Source organism: Mesorhizobium australicum (assembly GCF_900177325.1).
In the GTDB taxonomy this organism is placed as follows: domain Bacteria; phylum Pseudomonadota; class Alphaproteobacteria; order Rhizobiales; family Rhizobiaceae; genus Mesorhizobium_A; species Mesorhizobium_A australicum_A.
The window spans coordinates 3,630,636-3,648,414 of sequence record NZ_FXBL01000004.1; the positions used below are offsets into that span (position 1 = coordinate 3,630,636).

General features: G+C 63.7%; 17 protein-coding genes. 4 read left to right on the forward strand and 13 right to left on the reverse strand.

Annotated features, from left to right (window positions below; genetic code table 11):
- Nucleotides 1-11: 11 nt before the first annotated feature.
- From B9Z03_RS20425 to B9Z03_RS20455, 7 genes are all read right to left on the reverse strand, one after another.
- On the reverse strand, nucleotides 12-368 hold the full coding sequence (locus tag B9Z03_RS20425) for a type II toxin-antitoxin system PemK/MazF family toxin (protein ID WP_085465888.1): 357 nt from the start codon (nucleotides 366-368) through the stop codon (nucleotides 12-14).
- Entirely contained in the window at nucleotides 365-583 is a 219-nt protein-coding gene (locus tag B9Z03_RS30440; RefSeq protein WP_085465889.1) for an antitoxin MazE-like protein, read from the reverse strand. Before B9Z03_RS30440 ends, B9Z03_RS20425 begins: the two co-directional genes overlap by 4 nt.
- Nucleotides 584-647: 64 nt before the next feature.
- Nucleotides 648-1,538 (reverse strand): hypothetical protein, encoded by an 891-nt coding sequence (locus tag B9Z03_RS20435; protein ID WP_244561799.1) that lies wholly within the window; start codon nucleotides 1,536-1,538, stop codon nucleotides 648-650.
- 293 nt (nucleotides 1,539-1,831) lie between these two features.
- Nucleotides 1,832-2,506 (reverse strand): hypothetical protein, encoded by a 675-nt coding sequence (locus B9Z03_RS20440; RefSeq protein WP_139832345.1) that lies wholly within the window; start codon nucleotides 2,504-2,506, stop codon nucleotides 1,832-1,834.
- Complete coding sequence (locus B9Z03_RS20445; protein WP_085465891.1) at nucleotides 2,503-3,753, reverse strand: Zn-dependent hydrolase; 1,251 nt, start codon at nucleotides 3,751-3,753, stop codon at nucleotides 2,503-2,505. The genes B9Z03_RS20440 and B9Z03_RS20445 overlap by 4 nt, the downstream gene beginning before the upstream one ends.
- 9 nt (nucleotides 3,754-3,762) lie before the next feature.
- Complete coding sequence (locus tag B9Z03_RS20450) at nucleotides 3,763-4,059, reverse strand: cupin domain-containing protein (RefSeq protein WP_085465892.1); 297 nt, start codon at nucleotides 4,057-4,059, stop codon at nucleotides 3,763-3,765.
- Complete coding sequence (locus tag B9Z03_RS20455) at nucleotides 4,056-5,381, reverse strand: omega-aminotransferase AptA (RefSeq protein ID WP_085465893.1); 1,326 nt, start codon at nucleotides 5,379-5,381, stop codon at nucleotides 4,056-4,058. The genes B9Z03_RS20450 and B9Z03_RS20455 overlap by 4 nt, the downstream gene beginning before the upstream one ends.
- 241 nt (nucleotides 5,382-5,622) lie before the next feature.
- Here B9Z03_RS20455 and B9Z03_RS20460 point away from each other — a divergent pair, with 241 nt between their 5' ends.
- The 3 genes from B9Z03_RS20460 (at nucleotide 5,623) to B9Z03_RS20470 (ending at nucleotide 9,478) form a co-directional block, all read left to right on the forward strand.
- Nucleotides 5,623-6,255, forward strand: a complete 633-nt coding sequence (locus tag B9Z03_RS20460; protein ID WP_085465894.1) for a TetR family transcriptional regulator C-terminal domain-containing protein — start codon at nucleotides 5,623-5,625, stop codon at nucleotides 6,253-6,255.
- Between the two features lie 76 nt (nucleotides 6,256-6,331).
- Nucleotides 6,332-7,309: a TAXI family TRAP transporter solute-binding subunit gene (locus tag B9Z03_RS20465; RefSeq protein ID WP_085465895.1), complete on the forward strand. Its 978-nt coding sequence runs from the start codon at nucleotides 6,332-6,334 to the stop codon at nucleotides 7,307-7,309.
- A 99-nt stretch (nucleotides 7,310-7,408) separates the two neighbouring features.
- Nucleotides 7,409-9,478 (forward strand): TRAP transporter permease, encoded by a 2,070-nt coding sequence (locus tag B9Z03_RS20470; protein WP_085465896.1) that lies wholly within the window; start codon nucleotides 7,409-7,411, stop codon nucleotides 9,476-9,478.
- Nucleotides 9,479-9,494: 16 nt separating this feature from the next.
- Here the strand turns inward: B9Z03_RS20470 and B9Z03_RS20475 are convergent, their stop codons facing one another.
- From B9Z03_RS20475 to B9Z03_RS20495, 5 genes are all read right to left on the reverse strand, one after another.
- Complete coding sequence (locus tag B9Z03_RS20475) at nucleotides 9,495-9,866, reverse strand: META domain-containing protein (protein WP_176247575.1); 372 nt, start codon at nucleotides 9,864-9,866, stop codon at nucleotides 9,495-9,497.
- 150 nt (nucleotides 9,867-10,016) lie between these two features.
- Nucleotides 10,017-10,934, reverse strand: coding sequence for a DMT family transporter (locus B9Z03_RS20480; protein WP_244561800.1), 918 nt, complete (start codon nucleotides 10,932-10,934; stop codon nucleotides 10,017-10,019).
- A complete protein-coding gene (locus tag B9Z03_RS20485) occupies nucleotides 10,931-12,145 on the reverse strand; it encodes a cytochrome P450 family protein (RefSeq protein WP_085465898.1) in 1,215 nt (404 codons plus the stop codon). Before B9Z03_RS20485 ends, B9Z03_RS20480 begins: the two co-directional genes overlap by 4 nt.
- A 31-nt stretch (nucleotides 12,146-12,176) precedes the next feature.
- Entirely contained in the window at nucleotides 12,177-13,490 is a 1,314-nt protein-coding gene (gene preA, locus B9Z03_RS20490) for an NAD-dependent dihydropyrimidine dehydrogenase subunit PreA (RefSeq protein WP_085465899.1), read from the reverse strand.
- A gap of 3 nt (nucleotides 13,491-13,493) precedes the next feature.
- Nucleotides 13,494-14,861, reverse strand: coding sequence for an NAD(P)-dependent oxidoreductase (locus B9Z03_RS20495; protein ID WP_085465900.1), 1,368 nt, complete (start codon nucleotides 14,859-14,861; stop codon nucleotides 13,494-13,496).
- A gap of 204 nt (nucleotides 14,862-15,065) precedes the next feature.
- Between B9Z03_RS20495 and B9Z03_RS20500 the strand changes: the two genes are divergently transcribed.
- Nucleotides 15,066-15,656, forward strand: coding sequence for a transglycosylase SLT domain-containing protein (locus B9Z03_RS20500; RefSeq protein WP_085465901.1), 591 nt, complete (start codon nucleotides 15,066-15,068; stop codon nucleotides 15,654-15,656).
- Between the two features lie 3 nt (nucleotides 15,657-15,659).
- On the opposite strand, the gene B9Z03_RS20505 is transcribed toward B9Z03_RS20500, so the two are convergent.
- Complete coding sequence (locus tag B9Z03_RS20505; RefSeq protein WP_085465902.1) at nucleotides 15,660-17,777, reverse strand: dipeptide ABC transporter ATP-binding protein; 2,118 nt, start codon at nucleotides 17,775-17,777, stop codon at nucleotides 15,660-15,662.
- Nucleotides 17,778-17,779: the final 2 nt, after the last annotated feature.

Sequence of the window (17,779 nt, forward strand, 5' to 3'; positions counted from 1 at the left end):
CCCACTTATTTTCAGTTGTCTGCCAGTGTCGCCAGTGTGCCGGGACTGAGCTGGAAAAAAAAGACGAGAGCCGCATCGAGGCGAAGCATATCCACCTCGATCAATCGTCCGATCGGACCGAAAACCTTGCTTTTCGGGTAGGTCTGGATCTTGTCGACCATCATGTCGGAAGGCAACTTCAATCCGTTTTCCGGGGTCGGTTCCACGGCGACCCGGATGAACTCCCTGTTCAGGATGTCGCTCGTCAATGGACACACAGTGAGACTGTCCAGGCCGTCGACAAGATAATCCGCCTGAACCACGATTGCGGGCCGCGACTTCCCGTAATCCCCCTTGCCGGATACGAGAACCACGTCGCCCCGCTTCATTTTTCGAAGTCGTCCGCGAGATCGTCAACCGTCTCGCTCAGTCGATCCAGCTCACCCGAACGCCGATCCGACGCGCGGATCGCGCCAAGCTCGTTGCCCAGGCGCTCTCGTATCTCACTCTTCGAAAGATCCGGCACCCAGATCTCCACAGGCCGGTACCCCCTGGCGAGCAGTCGGGCCCTTTCGGCATCTGTCAGTTCTCGTGGACGCCCCATCGCGGCCTCCTCGTTTCGTCCAGACCATTATTGTCCCCTGCTCCGCGCGTTTCAACTGCGACCGTCACGCGCTGCGCATCCGTTTGCGGCTGCGCCGCTCGCGCCAGCGCCTCACCTCGACCACCAGTTCGTCGAGCGTGCCGAAGACCGGCACCAGCACGGCGAAATGCGCCGGCTTCAATTCGCGCGAAGGGGTGCATGCGGTCGCAATGCGCGCCTGGTATTCCTGCGGCGCCCAGATGCGCGAGAATTCGAGGAACTGCACAATGAGCGCCTCGCGCAGCGTGCCGATGCGCTCGTAGTTGGCCCTGAAGATCGCGAATGCGGTGTAGACGGCGGTTGCGACCGAGATGCCCAATATGCCGGCAAGCAGGCCCATGTCGCCCGAATATTTGCCCGGCACCAGCGCATAGATGCCGGCCAGCGCGGTGAAGACGACAAAGGTTTTCGAGATGTTGTAGGCGGTGGACACGCCGGCGATCTCGTCGTGGTACGCGGCTTCCGTCGTCTGCTCGATCTCGCGCAGCTTCTTCTTGAACTCGTAGAGCCGCTGGTTCTCCTCGTCCGTATGCTCCTCGCCGCGCGCCTCGCGCAGGATGTCGAAAGCGGCCAGCGTCACGTCGTCATTTGCCTCCCAGCCCGAGAGCGGGATGATCGCTGGCGGGATGTAGGTGCCGAGGCGGTTGAAGACGACATAGACGATATGGATCGTCGTCAGGAAGACGAAGAGGATCAGCAGCAGCGCGAAGTCCGACACGCCCAGCACGTCGAAGATGTTCTGGTAGTTCTGCACCACCTCGTTGAGAATGTCGGCATTGGGAAGAAAGCCCTCGGTCGAGGAGCCAATGTCGGTGAAGCCGGACAGGATGTAAAACACAACGCCCGCCACCAGCAGGCGCGAGGTCATGAAGTTCGAGAAGCGGATAACGCTTTGGAGAAGGCCTTCGACGTCCATGTTTCAGGCTCCCGTAACGAGAGCCGTGGCCGCGTCCAAAGAAGAGAAGCCCGGAAATCCCGTGATATCGACCGGATTGATCATCCGGCCGATCATCATCGTCAGTGTTTCCGCCGTATGTCGCCGCCTGCCGCCGGGGCAACGCGGTACAAAGGTTAGCATTCGACAACGGACATTCGCTAGTCGAGCCGATATAATTGCAATAATGCGACCTAGAACCCGACACCAGCAGGCGCGGCGTCATAAACTACAAAAAGAGAATAACGCTCTGGAGAAGGCCTTCGACCTTCCTCCTAATGCCTCGTTTTGGATAGTCTGAAGGCCTCAGCTTTGATCAGATCGATCACGCTTTCATCCCGATGTTCATCCTCCTCAAGGACAACATTATGGAAGGTGACGCCGGTCTGATCTTGCCCAACTTCGTATTGTAAGACTTCCCGATAACGACCGTCGTTCAGAAGCGCGATCAGATAGGAAGTGGTGTACTTCCCGAACTCCAAGGAGGAGTTGATATATCCGACTAGGTCAGTGAAGCTGGTGTCCTCTAGAAGTGAGATCACGTGAGGATATTGTTCGTCCGCAAATTCGATGAAGTTTCGAACATCGGCTTGAGGATTCTGTAGCGGAATGGAGCATGTCGCGAGCGTCGGCACGCGGCAAACAAATGCCCCCGATTCCCGATGTGACAAAGCAAATTTTTCGAAACCCTCAATTTTCATGATCCGCCAGAGCTGAGAATCTAGCGCCATCGGTTTCACAGATACATCAAATGAAACGCGCCGCGTCGGCCACCAAAGTGATAGGTTTGCAGCGACAAACCATTCCTTGTAACGCCTCACTAAAGAAGACTGGTACTTCGTCCAACCGCTGCCCTTAGCGAGCTGTCGCAACTCAGTATCGCAGGATTTGTCATAGACTTTCCGCCGACTGGCATCGACCCGCGATGAGAGGGAGTATCTTTCACTCACCCCACGATCTCCGCCGTCTCCAGCACGGCATGCAGCAGCACGTCGGCGCCGGCGCCGGCCCATTCCTTGCTGATGTCCTCGGCCTCGTTGTGCGACAGGCCACCGACGCAGGGACACATCACCATCGTCGCCGGCGCGACCTTGGCGGCCCAGCAGGCGTCGTGGCCGGCGCCGGAGATGATGTTCATGTGCGAATAGCCAAGCTTCTCGGCAGCCGAGCGGACGCGGCCGACCAGCGTCGGGTCGAAGGTGACCGGATCGAAATGGCCGACTGCCTCGACCGAGCAGCCGACGCCGAGATCGGCCGCGATCGCCGCCGCCCTTTCCTCGATCGTCGCGCGCATGCGGTCGAGCTTGCCTTGGTCCGGCGTGCGGATGTCGACGGTGAAGACGACCTTGCCCGGCAGCACATTTCGCGAGTTCGGCGAGAACTTCACCTGGCCGACGCCGCCCACAGCACCAGGCTGGTTCGCCATCGCGACTTCCTGCACCATCTCGAAGATGCGCGCCATCGCGAGCCCGGCATTGACGCGCATCGCCATCGGCGTCGAGCCCGTATGAGCCTCCCTGCCGGTCAGCGTGAACTCCAGCCACCACAGGCCCTGGCAATGAGTGACGACGCCGATCTGCTTGTTCTCAGCCTCGAGGATCGGCCCCTGCTCGATATGGTATTCGAAATAGGCGTGCATCTTGCGCGCGCCGACCTGCTCGTCGCCCAGCCAGCCGATCCGCTTCAGTTCCTCACCATAGGTCTTGCCGTCGAGGTCCTTGCGGCCGTAGGCGTAGTCGAGCGTGTGCACGCCGGCGAACACGCCCGAGGCCAGCATGGCCGGCGCAAACCGAGCGCCCTCCTCATTCGCCCAGTTCACGACGACGATCGGATGCTTCGTCTTGATGCCGAGGTCGTTCATCGACCGCACGACCTCGAGCGCGGCTAGAACGCCCAGCACACCGTCATACTTCCCGCCGGTAGGCTGGGTGTCGAGATGCGAGCCGACATAGACCGGCAGCGCGGCCGGATCCGTGCCCGGCAGCGTCATGAACATCGTGCCCATCTTGTCGACGCCCATGGTCAGCCCGGCGTCGTCGCACCAGCGCTTGAAGAGATGGCGCCCCTCGCCGTCCTCGTCGGTCAGCGTCTGGCGATTGTTGCCGCCGGCCACTCCCGGCCCGATCTTCGCCATCTCCATCAGGCTGTCCCACAGCCTGTCCGGATTGATGCGCAGATTTTCGCCGGGTGCCGCCATGCAATGCTCCTATTTCAGTTCGACTTCGACGAAGGCCATCGGTTCGGACCCGCCATTGACGACGTTGTGCTCGATGCCCTCGTCTCGCCGGTAGGCAATACCTGCCTCCATCTCGACGCGCCGCGAGCCGCCGCCGGGTTCCTCCAGCAGGAACTCGCAGCGCGTGATCGTCGTCACGACATAGTCCATGCCGTGACGGTGCCATCCGGTCTCCGCGCCGGGCGCGAAGTCCCAGCGCGTGACGCGCACCTTGTCGTCGTCGATCAGGACGGTCGAGGTTGCGACCTCGCGTGCCCGGAACGTCAATCCACCGCCCTCAGCACTTCGCGGACGTGGTCGATCAGCTCGTTGATCTGTCCCTTGGTGATGATCAGCGGCGGCGACAGCGCGATGATATCGCCGGTCGTGCGGATCAGCGCCCCACGCTCGAACGCCTTCACAAAGGCCTGGAAAGCCCGCTTGGTCGGCTGGCCGGCGATCGGCTCCAGCTCGATCGCGCCGACAAGGCCGATGTTGCGGATGTCGATCACATGCGGCTCGCCCTTGAGCGAATGGAGTGCCTCCTCCCAATACGGCGCAAGTTCCTCCCCGCGGGTGAGCAGGCCCTCTTCCTTGTAGGTGTCGAGCGTGGCGATGCCGGCCGCGCAGGCGATCGGATTGCCCGAATAGGTGTAGCCATGGAAGAACTCGATCACATGCTCCGGCCCGTTCATGAAGGCGTCGTGGATCTCCTTCTTCACGAACACCGCGCCCATCGGGATGACGCCGTTGGTGATGCCCTTGGCCGTGGTGATGATGTCGGGCGTGACGCCAAAATAATCCGCCGCAAACGGCGCGCCGAGACGGCCGAAACCGGTGATGACCTCGTCGAAGATCAACAGGATGCCGTGCTTGTCGCAGATCGCGCGCAGCTTCTGCAGGTAGCCCTTCGGCGGGATCAGCACACCGGTCGAGCCCGCTACCGGCTCGACGATCACCGCAGCGACGGTCGAGGCATCGTGCAGCGCGACGATACGCTCGAGCTCGGTCGCGATGTCGGCGCCATGCTCCGGCTCGCCCTTGGTGAAGCTGTTCTGACCCGGCAGGTGGGTGTGCGGCATGTGGTCGACGCCGGTGAGCAGCGTGCCGAACATCTTGCGGTTGGTGACGATGCCGCCGACGGAGATGCCGCCGAAATTGACACCGTGATAGCCGCGCTCGCGACCGATCAGGCGGAAGCGCGAGCCGTCGCCGCGGGCGCGGTGATAGGCGATGGCGATCTTGAGCGCCGTGTCGACCGATTCGGAGCCGGAATTGGTGAAGAACACATGTTCCATGCCCTTCGGGGCGATCTCGACCAGCCGGTTGGCGAATTCGAAAGCCAACGGATGGCCCATCTGGAAGGCCGGCGCGTAGTCCAGTTCGCCTGCCTGCTCGCGGATCGCTTCGGTGATCTTCGGCCGGCAATGGCCGGCATTGACGCACCAAAGACCCGCCGTGCCGTCGAGCACCTTGCGGCCGTCCGTCGTGGTGAAGTGCATGTCCTTCGCCGACACGAACATGCGTGGCGACTGCTTGAACTGCCGGTTCGCCGTGAACGGCATCCAAAAGGCGTTGAGGTCGTTCGGAACGACGCGCGAGTGATACATGACCAAGCTTTCCCCTTGTTCTGCTGCCCGGGCAGACGTGCCAACGCTTGGTTATTCGGGCGCAGTCGTGCTACGCAGTTTTTGACCGAACGGACAAAGGTTAGCACCGCCTGACGGGCGGTCAAGCGCTTGATAGACGATATGGCAGGCCCGATGCGCGCTCCACGGCGTCAAAGTAACTGGTCCAGTCCGTTGGTCCAGATCGCTCCGCAGCCCGCGGCGCTCCGGGCGCTTCGCTGACATGGAAGGCTCGGCCGCCCGTCCCCGCACCCGCATCCAGGCGGAGAAGCGCGAAACGATCCTCGAAGCCGCGCTGGAGGTCTTCTCCACCCATGGATTCCGGGGCTCCACGATCGACCAGATCGCAGCCGCCGCCGGCATGTCGAAGCCCAACCTGCTCTACTATTTCCGGCGCAAGGAAGACATCTTCACGACGCTGATCCAGCGCCTTCTCGACACCTGGCTCGCGCCGTTGCGCGAACTGGACGAGGAAGGCGACCCGATGACGGAGCTGCGCAGCTACATCCGCCGCAAGATCGAGATGGCGCGAGACTTCCCGCGCGAAAGCCGCATCTTCGCCAATGAGATCCTGCAGGGCGCGCCGCGCATCCTGCCGATGCTGGAGGGCGAGCTGAAACAGCTCGTCGACGAGAAGGCGGTGATCATCCGCGGCTGGATGCGCTCCGGCCGCATCGCGCGCACCGATCCCTATCACCTGATCTTCTCGATCTGGGCGACGACCCAGCATTATGCCGATTTCGACGTCCAGGTCCGCGCCGTGCTTGGGCCCGATCGCGGCGGTGACGGCCGCTTCGAGGACGCCGCCCGCTTTCTGGAGCAGCTTTTCGTCGAAGGGCTGAAACCGAAGGCGTGACGTACAGTGCACCTGCAACGCTGTTGACAAGACCAGCCCTGGTTCCCAATCTCCCCGTTTAACTGGGAGATAACAAATGACCTTCAACGTGACCCGTCGCAGCCTCGCCGTTGGCGTCGCTCTGCTCATCGCTGGGGGAGCCGCCTTCGCACAGCAGGCTTTCTTTCGGATCGGGACCGGCGGAACGTCGGGCACCTATTATCCGATCGGCGGCCTGATCGCCAACGCGATCTCGGCCACAGGTGAGAACGGCGTCGAGGGCCTCGTCGCGACTGCCGTCTCGTCGAACGGCTCTGTCGCCAACATCAACGCGATCCAGAGCGGCGCCAGTGAGTCGGGCTTCAGCCAATCGGACGTTGCATATTGGGCGCATTCGGGCACCGGCCTCTACGAGGGCAAGCCGAAGGTGGAGGATCTACGCTTGATCGCGACGCTCTATCCGGAGACGCTGCACATCGTCGCCCGGGCCGATGCCGGCATCAAGTCGGTGGCCGATCTCAAGGGCAAGCGCGTCTCGATCGACGAGCCCGGTTCGGGAACGATCGTCGATGCCCGCCTCGTCCTCGCCGCATACGGGCTCTCGGAAAAGGACATCACGCCTGAGTACCTGAAGCCCGGCCCCTCCGGCGAGAAGATGCGGGACGGCGCGCTTGACGCATTCTTCTTCGTCGGCGGCTTCCCGGCTGGTGCGATCACCGAACTCGCCGCCTCGACCGCGATCACCCTCGTCCCGGTATCAGGTCCAGAGGCCGAGAAGCTGATCGCCGACAACCAGTTCTTCGCCGTCAACACCGTGCCGGCCGAGACCTACAAGGGTGTCGGCGAAATGCAGACGATCTCGGTCGCCGCGCAATGGGTCACCAGCGCCAAGCAGTCTGATGACCTAGTCTACAACATCACCAAGGCTCTGTGGAGCGACGGCACCCGCAAGGCGCTCGACGCCGGCCACGCCAAGGGCAAGCTGATTACGCTGGAGAACGCCGTGAGCAGCGCCGGTATCCCGTTCCATCCCGGCGCCGAGAAGTTCTACAAGGAAGCAGGCGTCCTGAAGTAGGGCCATGCTCATCAGAACATTGCGGAGGCGGGAAGCATGCTTCCCGCCTCTGTTCATATCCATGGACCGTGAGAACGGCGCTGCGATCGGACGGGACACATGACGCGACCAGACGGCACCGACGGCAAACTCGAGGACGTTCGGCTCGCGCCGATGGAGCTGAACGAGCAGGAAGCGCGTGAACTTGAGGAAAAGTTCGATTCCGAGATGCGTTTCCGCAAGCTGTCGCCCGCAACCGCCTGGCTGGTCGGCTCGGCGCTAGTGACGCTGTCGCTGTTCCACTACTACACCGCCGGCTTCGGCCTGCTGCACGAGATGGTCCATCGCGGCATCCATCTCTCCTTCGTCCTCGCGCTCGTCTTCCTGGTCTTCCCCTTCTGGAAGAGCGGCTACGACCGTCCCGCCAAATCGACGCTTCTGACGCCGCTCGGAATCCCCTTCTACGACTGGATCCTCGCCATCGCCGCGGTCGTCGCGGTCGCGCATGTACCGCTCATCCCGCTGGATGAACTCGCGTTCCGCGTCGGCAACCCCACCCGGACCGATGTCGCGCTCGGCCTGACGCTGATCGTCGTTCTGCTCGAAGCCACGCGCAGGTCGGTCGGCTGGCCGCTTCCGATCATCGCGCTGCTGTTCATGGCCTATGCCCTTTTCGGCCCCTGGATGCCGAGCATCCTGGTCCATCCGGGCAACACGGTCGCGCAGCTCGTCGACCATCTCTACCTGACCACGCAGGGCATCTACGGCATCGCGCTGGGTGTCGTGGCGACCTACGTCTTCCACTTCGTCCTGTTCGGCGTGTTCGCGACCCGCATCGGCCTCGGCCAGCTCTTTCTCGACTGCGCCGCCTGGGTGGCCGGACGCTATGCCGGCGGCCCTGCGAAAGTGTCGATCTTCGGCTCGGCGCTGTTCGGCATGATCTCGGGATCCTCGGTTGCCAACACAGTCACAGTCGGTTCTCTAACCATCCCGGCGATGATCCGCCTCGGCTACAGACGGCCCTTCGCCGCCGCCGTCGAAGCGGCGTCGTCGACGGGCGGGCAGATCACCCCGCCAATCATGGGGGCGGCCGCCTTCTTGATGATCGAGTTCCTCGAACTGCCCTACACGACGATTATCCTGGCCGCGATCGTGCCGGCCTTCATGCATTTCTTTGGCGTGCTCATGCAGGTCCATTTCGAGGCCAAGCGCAGCGGACTGCGCGGCATGCGGCCTGACGAAATGCCGGACCTGTCGGCTGCGTTGAAGCGCGACTGGCCGACCATCATCCCGCTCATCGCGCTCATCGGCGTCCTGCTCGCCGGCTATACCCCTTATCTCGCCGCCTTCTGGGGCATCACGCTGTGCATAGCCGTCGGCCTGCTCAATCCACGCCGCCGAATGACGTTCCTTGAGGTGTTCGAAGGCTTGCGCGACGGAGCCAAATACGCGCTCGCAGTCGGAGCCGCGGCCGCCACTGTAGGCATCGTCGTCGGCGTCGTCACACTCACCGGCGTCGGCTTCAAGGTGTCCTACATCGTCACCTCGACGGCCGCCGAGATGGCGAGCTTCGTCGGCGCGATCCTGCCGGTCGACTGGTTCGCGCCGACCACCCTGACGCTTCTCTTCACGCTGCTTATGACGGGCGTGGTTTGCATCCTGATGGGATGCGGCATCCCGACGACCGCCAACTACATCATCATGGTCACGATCGCCGCCCCATCGCTGGTCATGCTGGGCGTCGAGCCGATCGTCGCCCACTTCTTCGTCTTCTACTACGGCGTCCTGGCCGACATCACGCCTCCGGTGGCGCTCGCCGCCTATGCCGCAGCGGGCATGGCCGGCGCCGATCCGTTCAAGACCGGCAACCTCGCCTTCCGCCTCGGGCTCGGCAAGGTGCTGGTGCCGTTCGTCTTCGTCTTCTCGCCCTCGCTGCTGCTCGTGACGAAGGATTTCACCTGGTCCAGTTTCATCCTCGCCTTCGGCGGCTGCGCATTCGGAATTCTCTGCCTCAGCGCGGCGCTTTCACGCTTCATGCTCGTTCCCACCAAGGCTTGGGAGAACTTCCTGCTGGTGGTCGCAGCAGTGCTGATGATCGCGCCCGAGGGGTATTCCACCGCGATCGGGGTGCTCCTGGTCCTGCCGGTCCTGGTGCGGCAGTTCACGGCCTTCCGGACGTCCTCGCCCTGACGCTCGCCGAAAAAGCCTAGCGCCCGATCAACATCAGCGGCTTTCCGGCGGCATCGACGAAGACGACGTCATCGCCGCGCATCTCATATCCTGCGACCTTGTCGATCGCATCGGTGAGCGTCTGCTCGGCGTCGCCGATCTCGCCGGGGCATGCCATCCGCGTCGCCATGCCCGGCGCGAAGGTGACGGCACTGCCCTCGCCCGGCATGATCTGGGTGCCGATGCGGTTGCAGCCGACCGAGAGCGAGACGCGCAGATCCTTATCCACTTCTAAGGTGAGCTTCGCCGCCGCCGGAAGGGGCTGCAGCGCGCCGTCCTTGCCGGCCAGTTCCATCCGCGTCCAGTTGCCGGCCCAGTCGAAGCTCGATGTTGCAGCGGAACTCGTCATGGCTGGGCTCTCCGGTTCATCGGCAACGGCAGCTGCCGGGACAACGAAAAGAAGTCCCGCGAGCATCCAGGCTGTCCGTGACATGTCGATCTCCATGCGTTTAGTCGCAGCCAACATCCTCCCGGATTGCAGCGCCAGTGTGACTGAAAGTCAGTCCCGTGCCAGCGCCATGACGAGTAGGCCGAGCACGGTGATCCCGGCGCCGGCAGCGACGCCGGCGCTCGCCCAGCCATGTCCGAGCAATCCCTCGTAGAGGATGATGAAGCCGGACGTCAGATAGGTGTAGGCGAGCACTTTCGCCGCGGGCAGCCTCATCGAGGCATATTGGGTGAGAAAGAACGTGCCACCCGTGGTGAATATGCCGAGATAGAAGATCGACAGCCATGCCGCCGGCGAAAGGCTCGCCCAGTCGGTCGAGACGATGTCCCGCCAGCCCCAGAGGGCAATGCACAGGCCTGTCGCCGCCACCGTCCAGAGCGTGAAGACGACGCCCGTCTCTCCCCGATTGAAGCGGCGCAGCAATGGGCCATAGGCGGCATGGCAGAGCACGCCGACGAAGAAAATGAGTTCGCCCCTGCCGACCTGAAGATTGGCCGCCGCCGAGAGATCACCACGGAAGATCACCCAGAGCGAACCGAACGCCGCGAGCACCAGGCTCGCGACCACGACCCCGCGCGGCTTCTGGCCGAGGAACAGCCAGCCGAAGCCGGCGCTGGCGATGGGCATCAGGGTGAAGACGGCACCCGTCGACACCGGGTCGGTCAGTCGCAACGCCACGAACATGGTGATGAAGAACACTGCCATCAGCGCGCCAAGAACGCCGTAGCGCCAGACGGCGCGTGGACGCTCGATCCGGCCACCCGCCAACGCCAGCGCGACGCCTGCCATGATGCCCGTCCCAATGGCAAAGCGCGCGGCGTTGAGCGCCGCAGGCGAGAGGTAAGGAGCCGCGATCGCACCGAACGAGAACGAACCGGCGACGAACGCCGCAAAGCCCACCATTGCGAGATGGCCGAGAAGCTTGTCGCGGCCGGTGGCGAAGGTGGAATGGAGCGCGGGCGCGTTCAATGGGTCAACCGCACCGGCAATCGCGCGAGGGCGCGAATGCCGACGCGCTTGCGCCAGGCGATCTCCTGCGGCGCCACGGCCAGGTGGATATCCGGAAAACGCGCAAAAAGCCTCTCGATCGCAATCCGCATTTCGGCACGCGCGAGCTGGAAACCGAGACAGAAATGAACGCCGGTTCCGAACGACAGGTGCGGATTCGGATGCCGGCCGATGTCGAAGCGCTCAGGCACCTCGAACTTGTCCGGGTCTGTATTCGCCCCGCTGAGAAAGGCAGCAAACATGTCACCGCGACGGAACCGCCTGCCCTGCCATTCCACGTCGGAGCGGGCGAAGCGCGGCTTGGTCATCTGCACCGGGCAGACCCAGCGCAGGCATTCCTCCACTGCGCCGGGCATCAGCGAAACATCGGCGGTCAGCCGCTCCCTTTCGTCGTGATGGGTGAGCAAAGCCCAGATGCCACCCGCGATGAGATGCGTCGTCATTTCCTGCCCTGCCCCGAACAGGAGGAAGACCATCGCCACGAGCTCGTCTTCGGACAAATCGCCATGCTCGGTCTGAGCCTCTCGCAGCGCCGTGATCAGCCCGTCGGGATGCGCCCCTCCGTCCGGCCGCGAGACCGTCCTCAGATAAGTGACCATGCGCCAGACCCCCGGCACGGCACGCAAAACGGCCCAGATGTTGGCGGTGTCGGTCAGGTTGCCCAACCAGGCTTTGAACCAGTCGTGATCCTTCTCCGGGAGCCCGAGCATCGCGCAGATGACCGACAGCGGCAGGTCACGGCAATAGGCCTGCATCAGTTCGGCTTCAGGCTTGCCGTCGAGCCGGTCCAGCAGCCGCTCGGCGACCTGCTCGATCATCGGCTTCATCCCGTCGATGCCCCGGCGCGCGAAGGCCTGATCTACAAGGGAGCGCAGGCGTCGATGTTCGGGATCGTCGAGGCCGAGCATGTTCTTCGCGAGCAGGCCGAGCGTCGCCGGCAGCACCTTCAGCACCCGCTCCTGCGTCCGGCTGCCGGCATTGCCGGGATCGCGGGCGAAGCGCTCGCTGTCCTTCAGAAGTTCAGCCGAGGCAGCGTGCGTCGTCGTCAGCCAGATGCGGCCGAGGATCGGCAGTCGCATCCCCACCACGGGGCCGGCCTGCCGCATTCGCGTCAGCATCGGAAAGGGATCCGCGTGGAACCCCGGCGAGACGATGTCAAACGCTTCGGCCATGGCGCTCCTCCTGCCGCGGCCGGAGCCTATCTCACTCCGCCGCGACCTTCGCCATGGGATTGTTCGGATGCGTGGTCCAGTTGGCATAGGTCGGCTGGACGGTCTTGCCGGTGCGCTGGTCGAGCACGCCCGCCGCGAGCGGCACCATGTCGATGCAGCCCTCCACCGGGCAGACGTTGACGCAGAGATTGCAGCCGACGCACTCGTCCTCCATCACCTCGAAATGCCGCTTTCCGTCGACCATCGAGGTGATCGCCTGGTGCGAGGTGTCTTCGCAGGCGATGTGGCAGCGGCCGCACTTGATGCAAAGGTCCTGGTCGATGCGCGCCTTGGCGATGTAGTTGAGGTTGAGGAACTGCCAGTCGGTGACGTTGGGCGTCGCGCGGCCAATGATGTCGTCGAGCGAGCGATGGCCCTTCTCATCCATCCAGTTTTCCAGACCGGCGATCATCTCCTGCACGATCTTGAAACCGTAGGTCATCGCCGCGGTGCAGACCTGCACGTTGCCGGCGCCGAGTGCCATGAACTCGGCCGCATCGCGCCAGGTGGTGATGCCGCCGATGCCCGAAATGGGCAGGCCGCGCGTTTCCGGGTCGCGCGCGATCTCGGCCACCATGTTCATGGCGATCGGCTTCACCGCCGGACCGCAATAGCCGCCATGGCTGCCCTTGCCGTCGATCGAGGGTTCCGGCGAGAAATTATCGAGATTGACACCGGTAATCGAGTTGATCGTGTTGATCAGCGACACCGCGTCCGTGCCGCCCTGATGCGCCGCCCGCGCCGGCTTGCGGATGTCGGTGATGTTGGGCGTCAGCTTTGTGATCACCGGCATACGCGTATACTGCTTGCACCAGCGCACGACCATTTCGATATATTCCGGCACCTGGCCGACAGCGGCGCCCATGCCGCGCTCAGACATGCCGTGCGGGCAGCCAAAATTCAGCTCGATGCCGTCAGCGCCCGTCTCCTCGACCAGCGGCAGGATCGCCTTCCAGGATTCTTCGACACACGGCACCATGATCGAGGCGACCAGCGCCCGGTCCGGCCAGTTCCTCTTCACCTGCTTCATCTCCTGCAGGTTGATCTGCAGCGCGCGGTCGGTGATGAGCTCGATATTGTTGAGGCCAAGCAGCCGCCTGTCCGCGCCCCAGATCGCGCCGTAGCGCGGGCCGTTGACGTTGACGACCGGAGGACCTTCCTCGCCCAGCGTCTTCCAGACCACGCCGCCCCAGCCCGCCTTGAACGCGCGCTCGACATTGTAGGCCTTGTCGGTCGGCGGCGCCGAGGCCAGCCAGAACGGGTTCGGCGACTTGATGCCGACGAAATTGTTGCGAATGTCAGCCATGGCTCATGCCCTCCCGTTCGAGGTGAGAGTACGATGAATGCTCTCCGCCGCGTCGCGGCCGGCCGCGACGGCCGCGACCGTCAGATCCTCGCGCGCATCGGCGACGCAGTCGCCGCCGGCCCAGACCTTGGGATTGGAGGTCCGCCCCTCGGCGTCCACCTTGATGCGGCCTTTCTCCATCGCGATCGTCGTGCCCGAACCGTTCAGCGGCGCGGCATCGAAGGACTGGCCGATGGCCTTGAACACCTGGTCGGCAGGAAGCACCACGGTCTCGCCGGTGCCCGACAGCCTGCCATCCGTCTCCGCGGTGTATTCCAGCTCGATGCCGGCGACCTTGCCGTTCGCGGCGATCACGCGCTTGGGCTGCAGCCAGTGCCGGATCGTCACCCCGTTGGCAGCGGCCAGATCCTGTTCGAACTCGGAAGCGTTCATTTGCTCCTTGCCGCGGCGATAGGCGACCGTCACTTCTTCCGCGCCCAGCAGCTTCGACTGCACGGCCGCGTCGATTGCCGTCATGCCGCCGCCGATCACCACCACGCGGCGCCCCACCGGCAGCCCGCCGAGGTCGGAGGCCTGGCGCAGTTCGGCGATGAAATCGACAGCGTTGTCGACGCCGGCGGCCGCCTCGCCTTCCGCCCGCAGCGCGTTGACGCCGCCGAGACCCATGCCGAGGAACACCGCGTCATAGGACGCCGTGAGGTCGGCAAGGTGGTAGTCGCGCCCCAGCACCATGCCATTCTGGATGGTGATGCCGCCGATGGCCGTCACATAGTCGACCTCCGCCTGCGCGAAGCCGTCGACGCTCTTGTAGGCGGCGATGCCGTATTCATTGAGCCCGCCCGCCTTCGGCTTTGCCTCGAGGATGGTGACATCGTGTCCCTTGACCGCCAGACGATGTGCGGCGGCCAAGCCCGCCGGGCCCGCGCCAACGACAGCGATCCTCCTGCCCGTCGGCTCGGCGCGCGTATAGAACTGCTTGCCCTGCCCCATCGCGACATCAGTCGCATAACGCTGCAGCCGGCCGATCTGCACCGGCTTGCCTTCGGCGGTCTCACGCACACAGGCTTCCTCGCACAGCGTCTCGGTCGGGCAGACCCGGGCGCACATGCCGCCGAGGATGTTCTGGTCGAAGATGGTCTTCGCAGATCCGATCGGATTGCCCGTCGCGATCTGGCGGATGAAGAGCGGGATGTCGATGGAGGTCGGACACGCCTGCATGCAGGGCGCGTCGTAGCAGAAGTAGCAGCGATCGGCCTCGACCAGCGCCTCGTGATGGTCGAGCGGCGGATGCAGGTCCGAGAAGTTGTCGGCGTATTCGGCTGGCGACAGACGGCCCGCGACGATGCCGTCCTTAAGCTGGCCAGTGGCCATTTCAGCAGTTCCCCATTGTTGTTCGTTGGGAAGATGCTAGCACAGGCTATAATTTTATCAATCGGTCAAAAAATCAGATAAGCCGTTGAATTTTCATCCTAAAAACTTGATAAATCCGCTCATATTTAGCTAGGAATCGTCATTAGCGATCCATTAACGATCCTTGCAAACGCGGCCTTCACCTTTAGCGGCGAGAACTGCGGCATGGTTCGCGGGCATTTGACTAAAATGGTCCTTGTCGCCCTGGCGCTCGGCCTGTCGGGTTGCGCCACGCGTCCGCACAGCATCAACAATGTCTGCGCCGTCTTCGAGCAGCAGGACGGCTGGATCACCAACTGGCAGCGTTCGGCCAAGGCCGCCGAGCGTCGGCATGGCATTCCGGTGCCCATCCTCATGGCCACGATCCGCAAGGAATCCGGCTTCCAGTCCAATGCGCGCCCGCCGCGCACGAAACTGCTCGGCTTTATCCCGTGGAAGCGTCAGTCCAGCGCCTACGGCTACGCACAGGCGCTGGACGGCACATGGGAGCAGTACAAGCGCGAGCGCGGCGGCTTCTCCGCCAGCCGCTCCAAATTCGCAGACGCGGTCGATTTCGTCGGCTGGTACCACGGCAAGACCGTGTCGACCTACGGTGTCGCCCCGAACGACGCCTACAGCCTCTATCTCGCCTATTATTCCGGCTGGTCGGCCTTCGGAAAAGGAAGCTGGCGCTCCAACGCCTCGCTCAAACGCACCGCCCGCGACACTGCCCTCATGGCGCAGAGCTACGAACGGCAGATGTCGAACTGCCGATAGCGGTCAGGCGGCCTCGCCTTCCGGCGCGAAGGAGATGACGTTCTCCATGCCGGCGAACACCTCGGCCGACAGATGGCACTTCACCTGGTGCCCGCCGCCGAGATCGCGCACTGGCGGCACCTCGCGCTCGCACAGGTCGCCCGGAACCAGCTTCTTGTAGTTGCACCGCGTCTGGAACGGGCAGCCGGAGGGCGGGTTCATCGCCGACGGGATGTCGCCTTCCAGCACGACGAGCTTCTTCACCACACTCGTGTCTGCGATCGGGATCGCCGACAGCAGCGCCTCGGTATAGGGGTGGTAGGGCGGCTGGAAGATCTGGTCGGTGGTCCCCTGCTCCACGATATGGCCGAGATACATCACCACGACGCGGTCGGCGATGTAGCGCACCACCGACAGGTCGTGGCTGATGAACAGCATCGTCGTCTTGTTCTTGCGCTGGATGTCCATCAGCAGTTCGGTCACCGCCGCCTGCACCGACACGTCGAGCGCTGACACCGGCTCGTCGGCCACCACCACCTTCGCCATGCCGGCAAAGGCGCGCGCCACGCCGATGCGCTGCTTCTGCCCGCCGGAGAGCTGGCGCGGCATGCGGGTTTCGAACGCTCGCGGCAGCTTCACCAGGTCGAGCAGTTCCAGCATCCGCTGCCGCCGCTCGGCCACCGTCTTGCCGACGCCGAATTTCTCCAGCGTGCGGATGATCTGCGAGCCGACCGAATGGCTGGGATTGAGCGTATCGAACGGGTTCTGGAACACCATCTGGATCGAGGAGATCGTCTCGACGTCTCGCTTCTCGATCGGCGTCCCGGCGATCTGGCGGTTGCCGAGCGTCACGCCGCCCTCGGTCGCGGTCTCCAGCCCGAGCAGGATCTTCGCGAGGGTGGACTTGCCGCAGCCGCTTTCGCCGACGATCGCGACCGTCTCGCTCTCGCGCGCCACGAAGGAGATCGTCTCGTTGGCCTTGACCGTCTTCGCCTCCGCTCCGCCGAAGATCTCGTTGGCCGCGACCTTGTAGTATTTCTTCAGGTCCTCGATGTTGAGCATCGGGGCGCCCGGCTTCACCGGCTCTTTCGCCGCGGTTGCGTTGGGAGGCAGCGCCTCCCAGTCGATCTCGTTGAAGCGCACGCAGCGGCTGTAGTGGCCGTCGTGGCCCGCCACCTCGATCATCGGGATCTCGGCGGCGTTACAGAGCCCTTCGACGAAATGGTGGCAGCGCGGTCCGAAATTGCAGCCCTTCGGCCGCTCATGCGGCAGCGGCAGTTGCCCCGGGATCGCCACCAGCGGGCGCGAATTCTTGTCGGCGCCCGGCAGCGGGATCGAGCGGAACAGTCCCTGGGTATAAGGATGCCGCATCCGGTCGAACACATCCCTGATCTTGCCGGTCTCCACCGCCTCGCCGGAATACATCACCGTGATCCGGTCGCAGGTCTCGAGGATAAGACCGAGATTGTGCGACACGAAGATCATAGACGTGCCGAACTCCTCGCCGAGCCCTTTCACCAGCTCGACGATGCCTGCCTCGACCGTCACGTCCAGCGCCGTCGTCGGCTCGTCCAGAAGCAACAGCGCCGGCTTCGACAAGAGCGCCATGGCGATAACGATGCGCTGCTGCTGTCCGCCCGAGAGCTGGTGCGGATAGGAGTTCATCATCCGAGGCGGGTCCGGCAGGCGCACCGCCTTCAGCATCGCCAGCGAGCGCTCATAGGCTTCTTCCTTCGACACCTTCTCGTGGATGATCGGCACTTCCATCAGCTGCTGGCCGATCTTCATCGCCGGATTCAGCGAGGCCATCGGCTCCTGGTAGATCATCGCGATCTTGTTGCCGCGGATCGAGCGCAGCTCCGCCTCGGACATGTCGCCCATGTCCCTGCCCTGGAATTTTATCCGTCCGCCGACGATCTTCCCGACATTGGACAGGTCGCGCATGATGCCGAGCGACACGGTCGACTTGCCGCAGCCGCTCTCGCCGACGATGCCCATCGCCTCTCCGGGCATTACGGTGCAGGAGAAGTCCATCACGGCGGGGATCTCGCCGCGCTTGGTGAAAAAGGAGATCGACAGGTTCTCGATCTCGATGATCGGCTTGGCGTCTGCGATGGTCGTGGCTTTCACGGCTTCGTTCATCG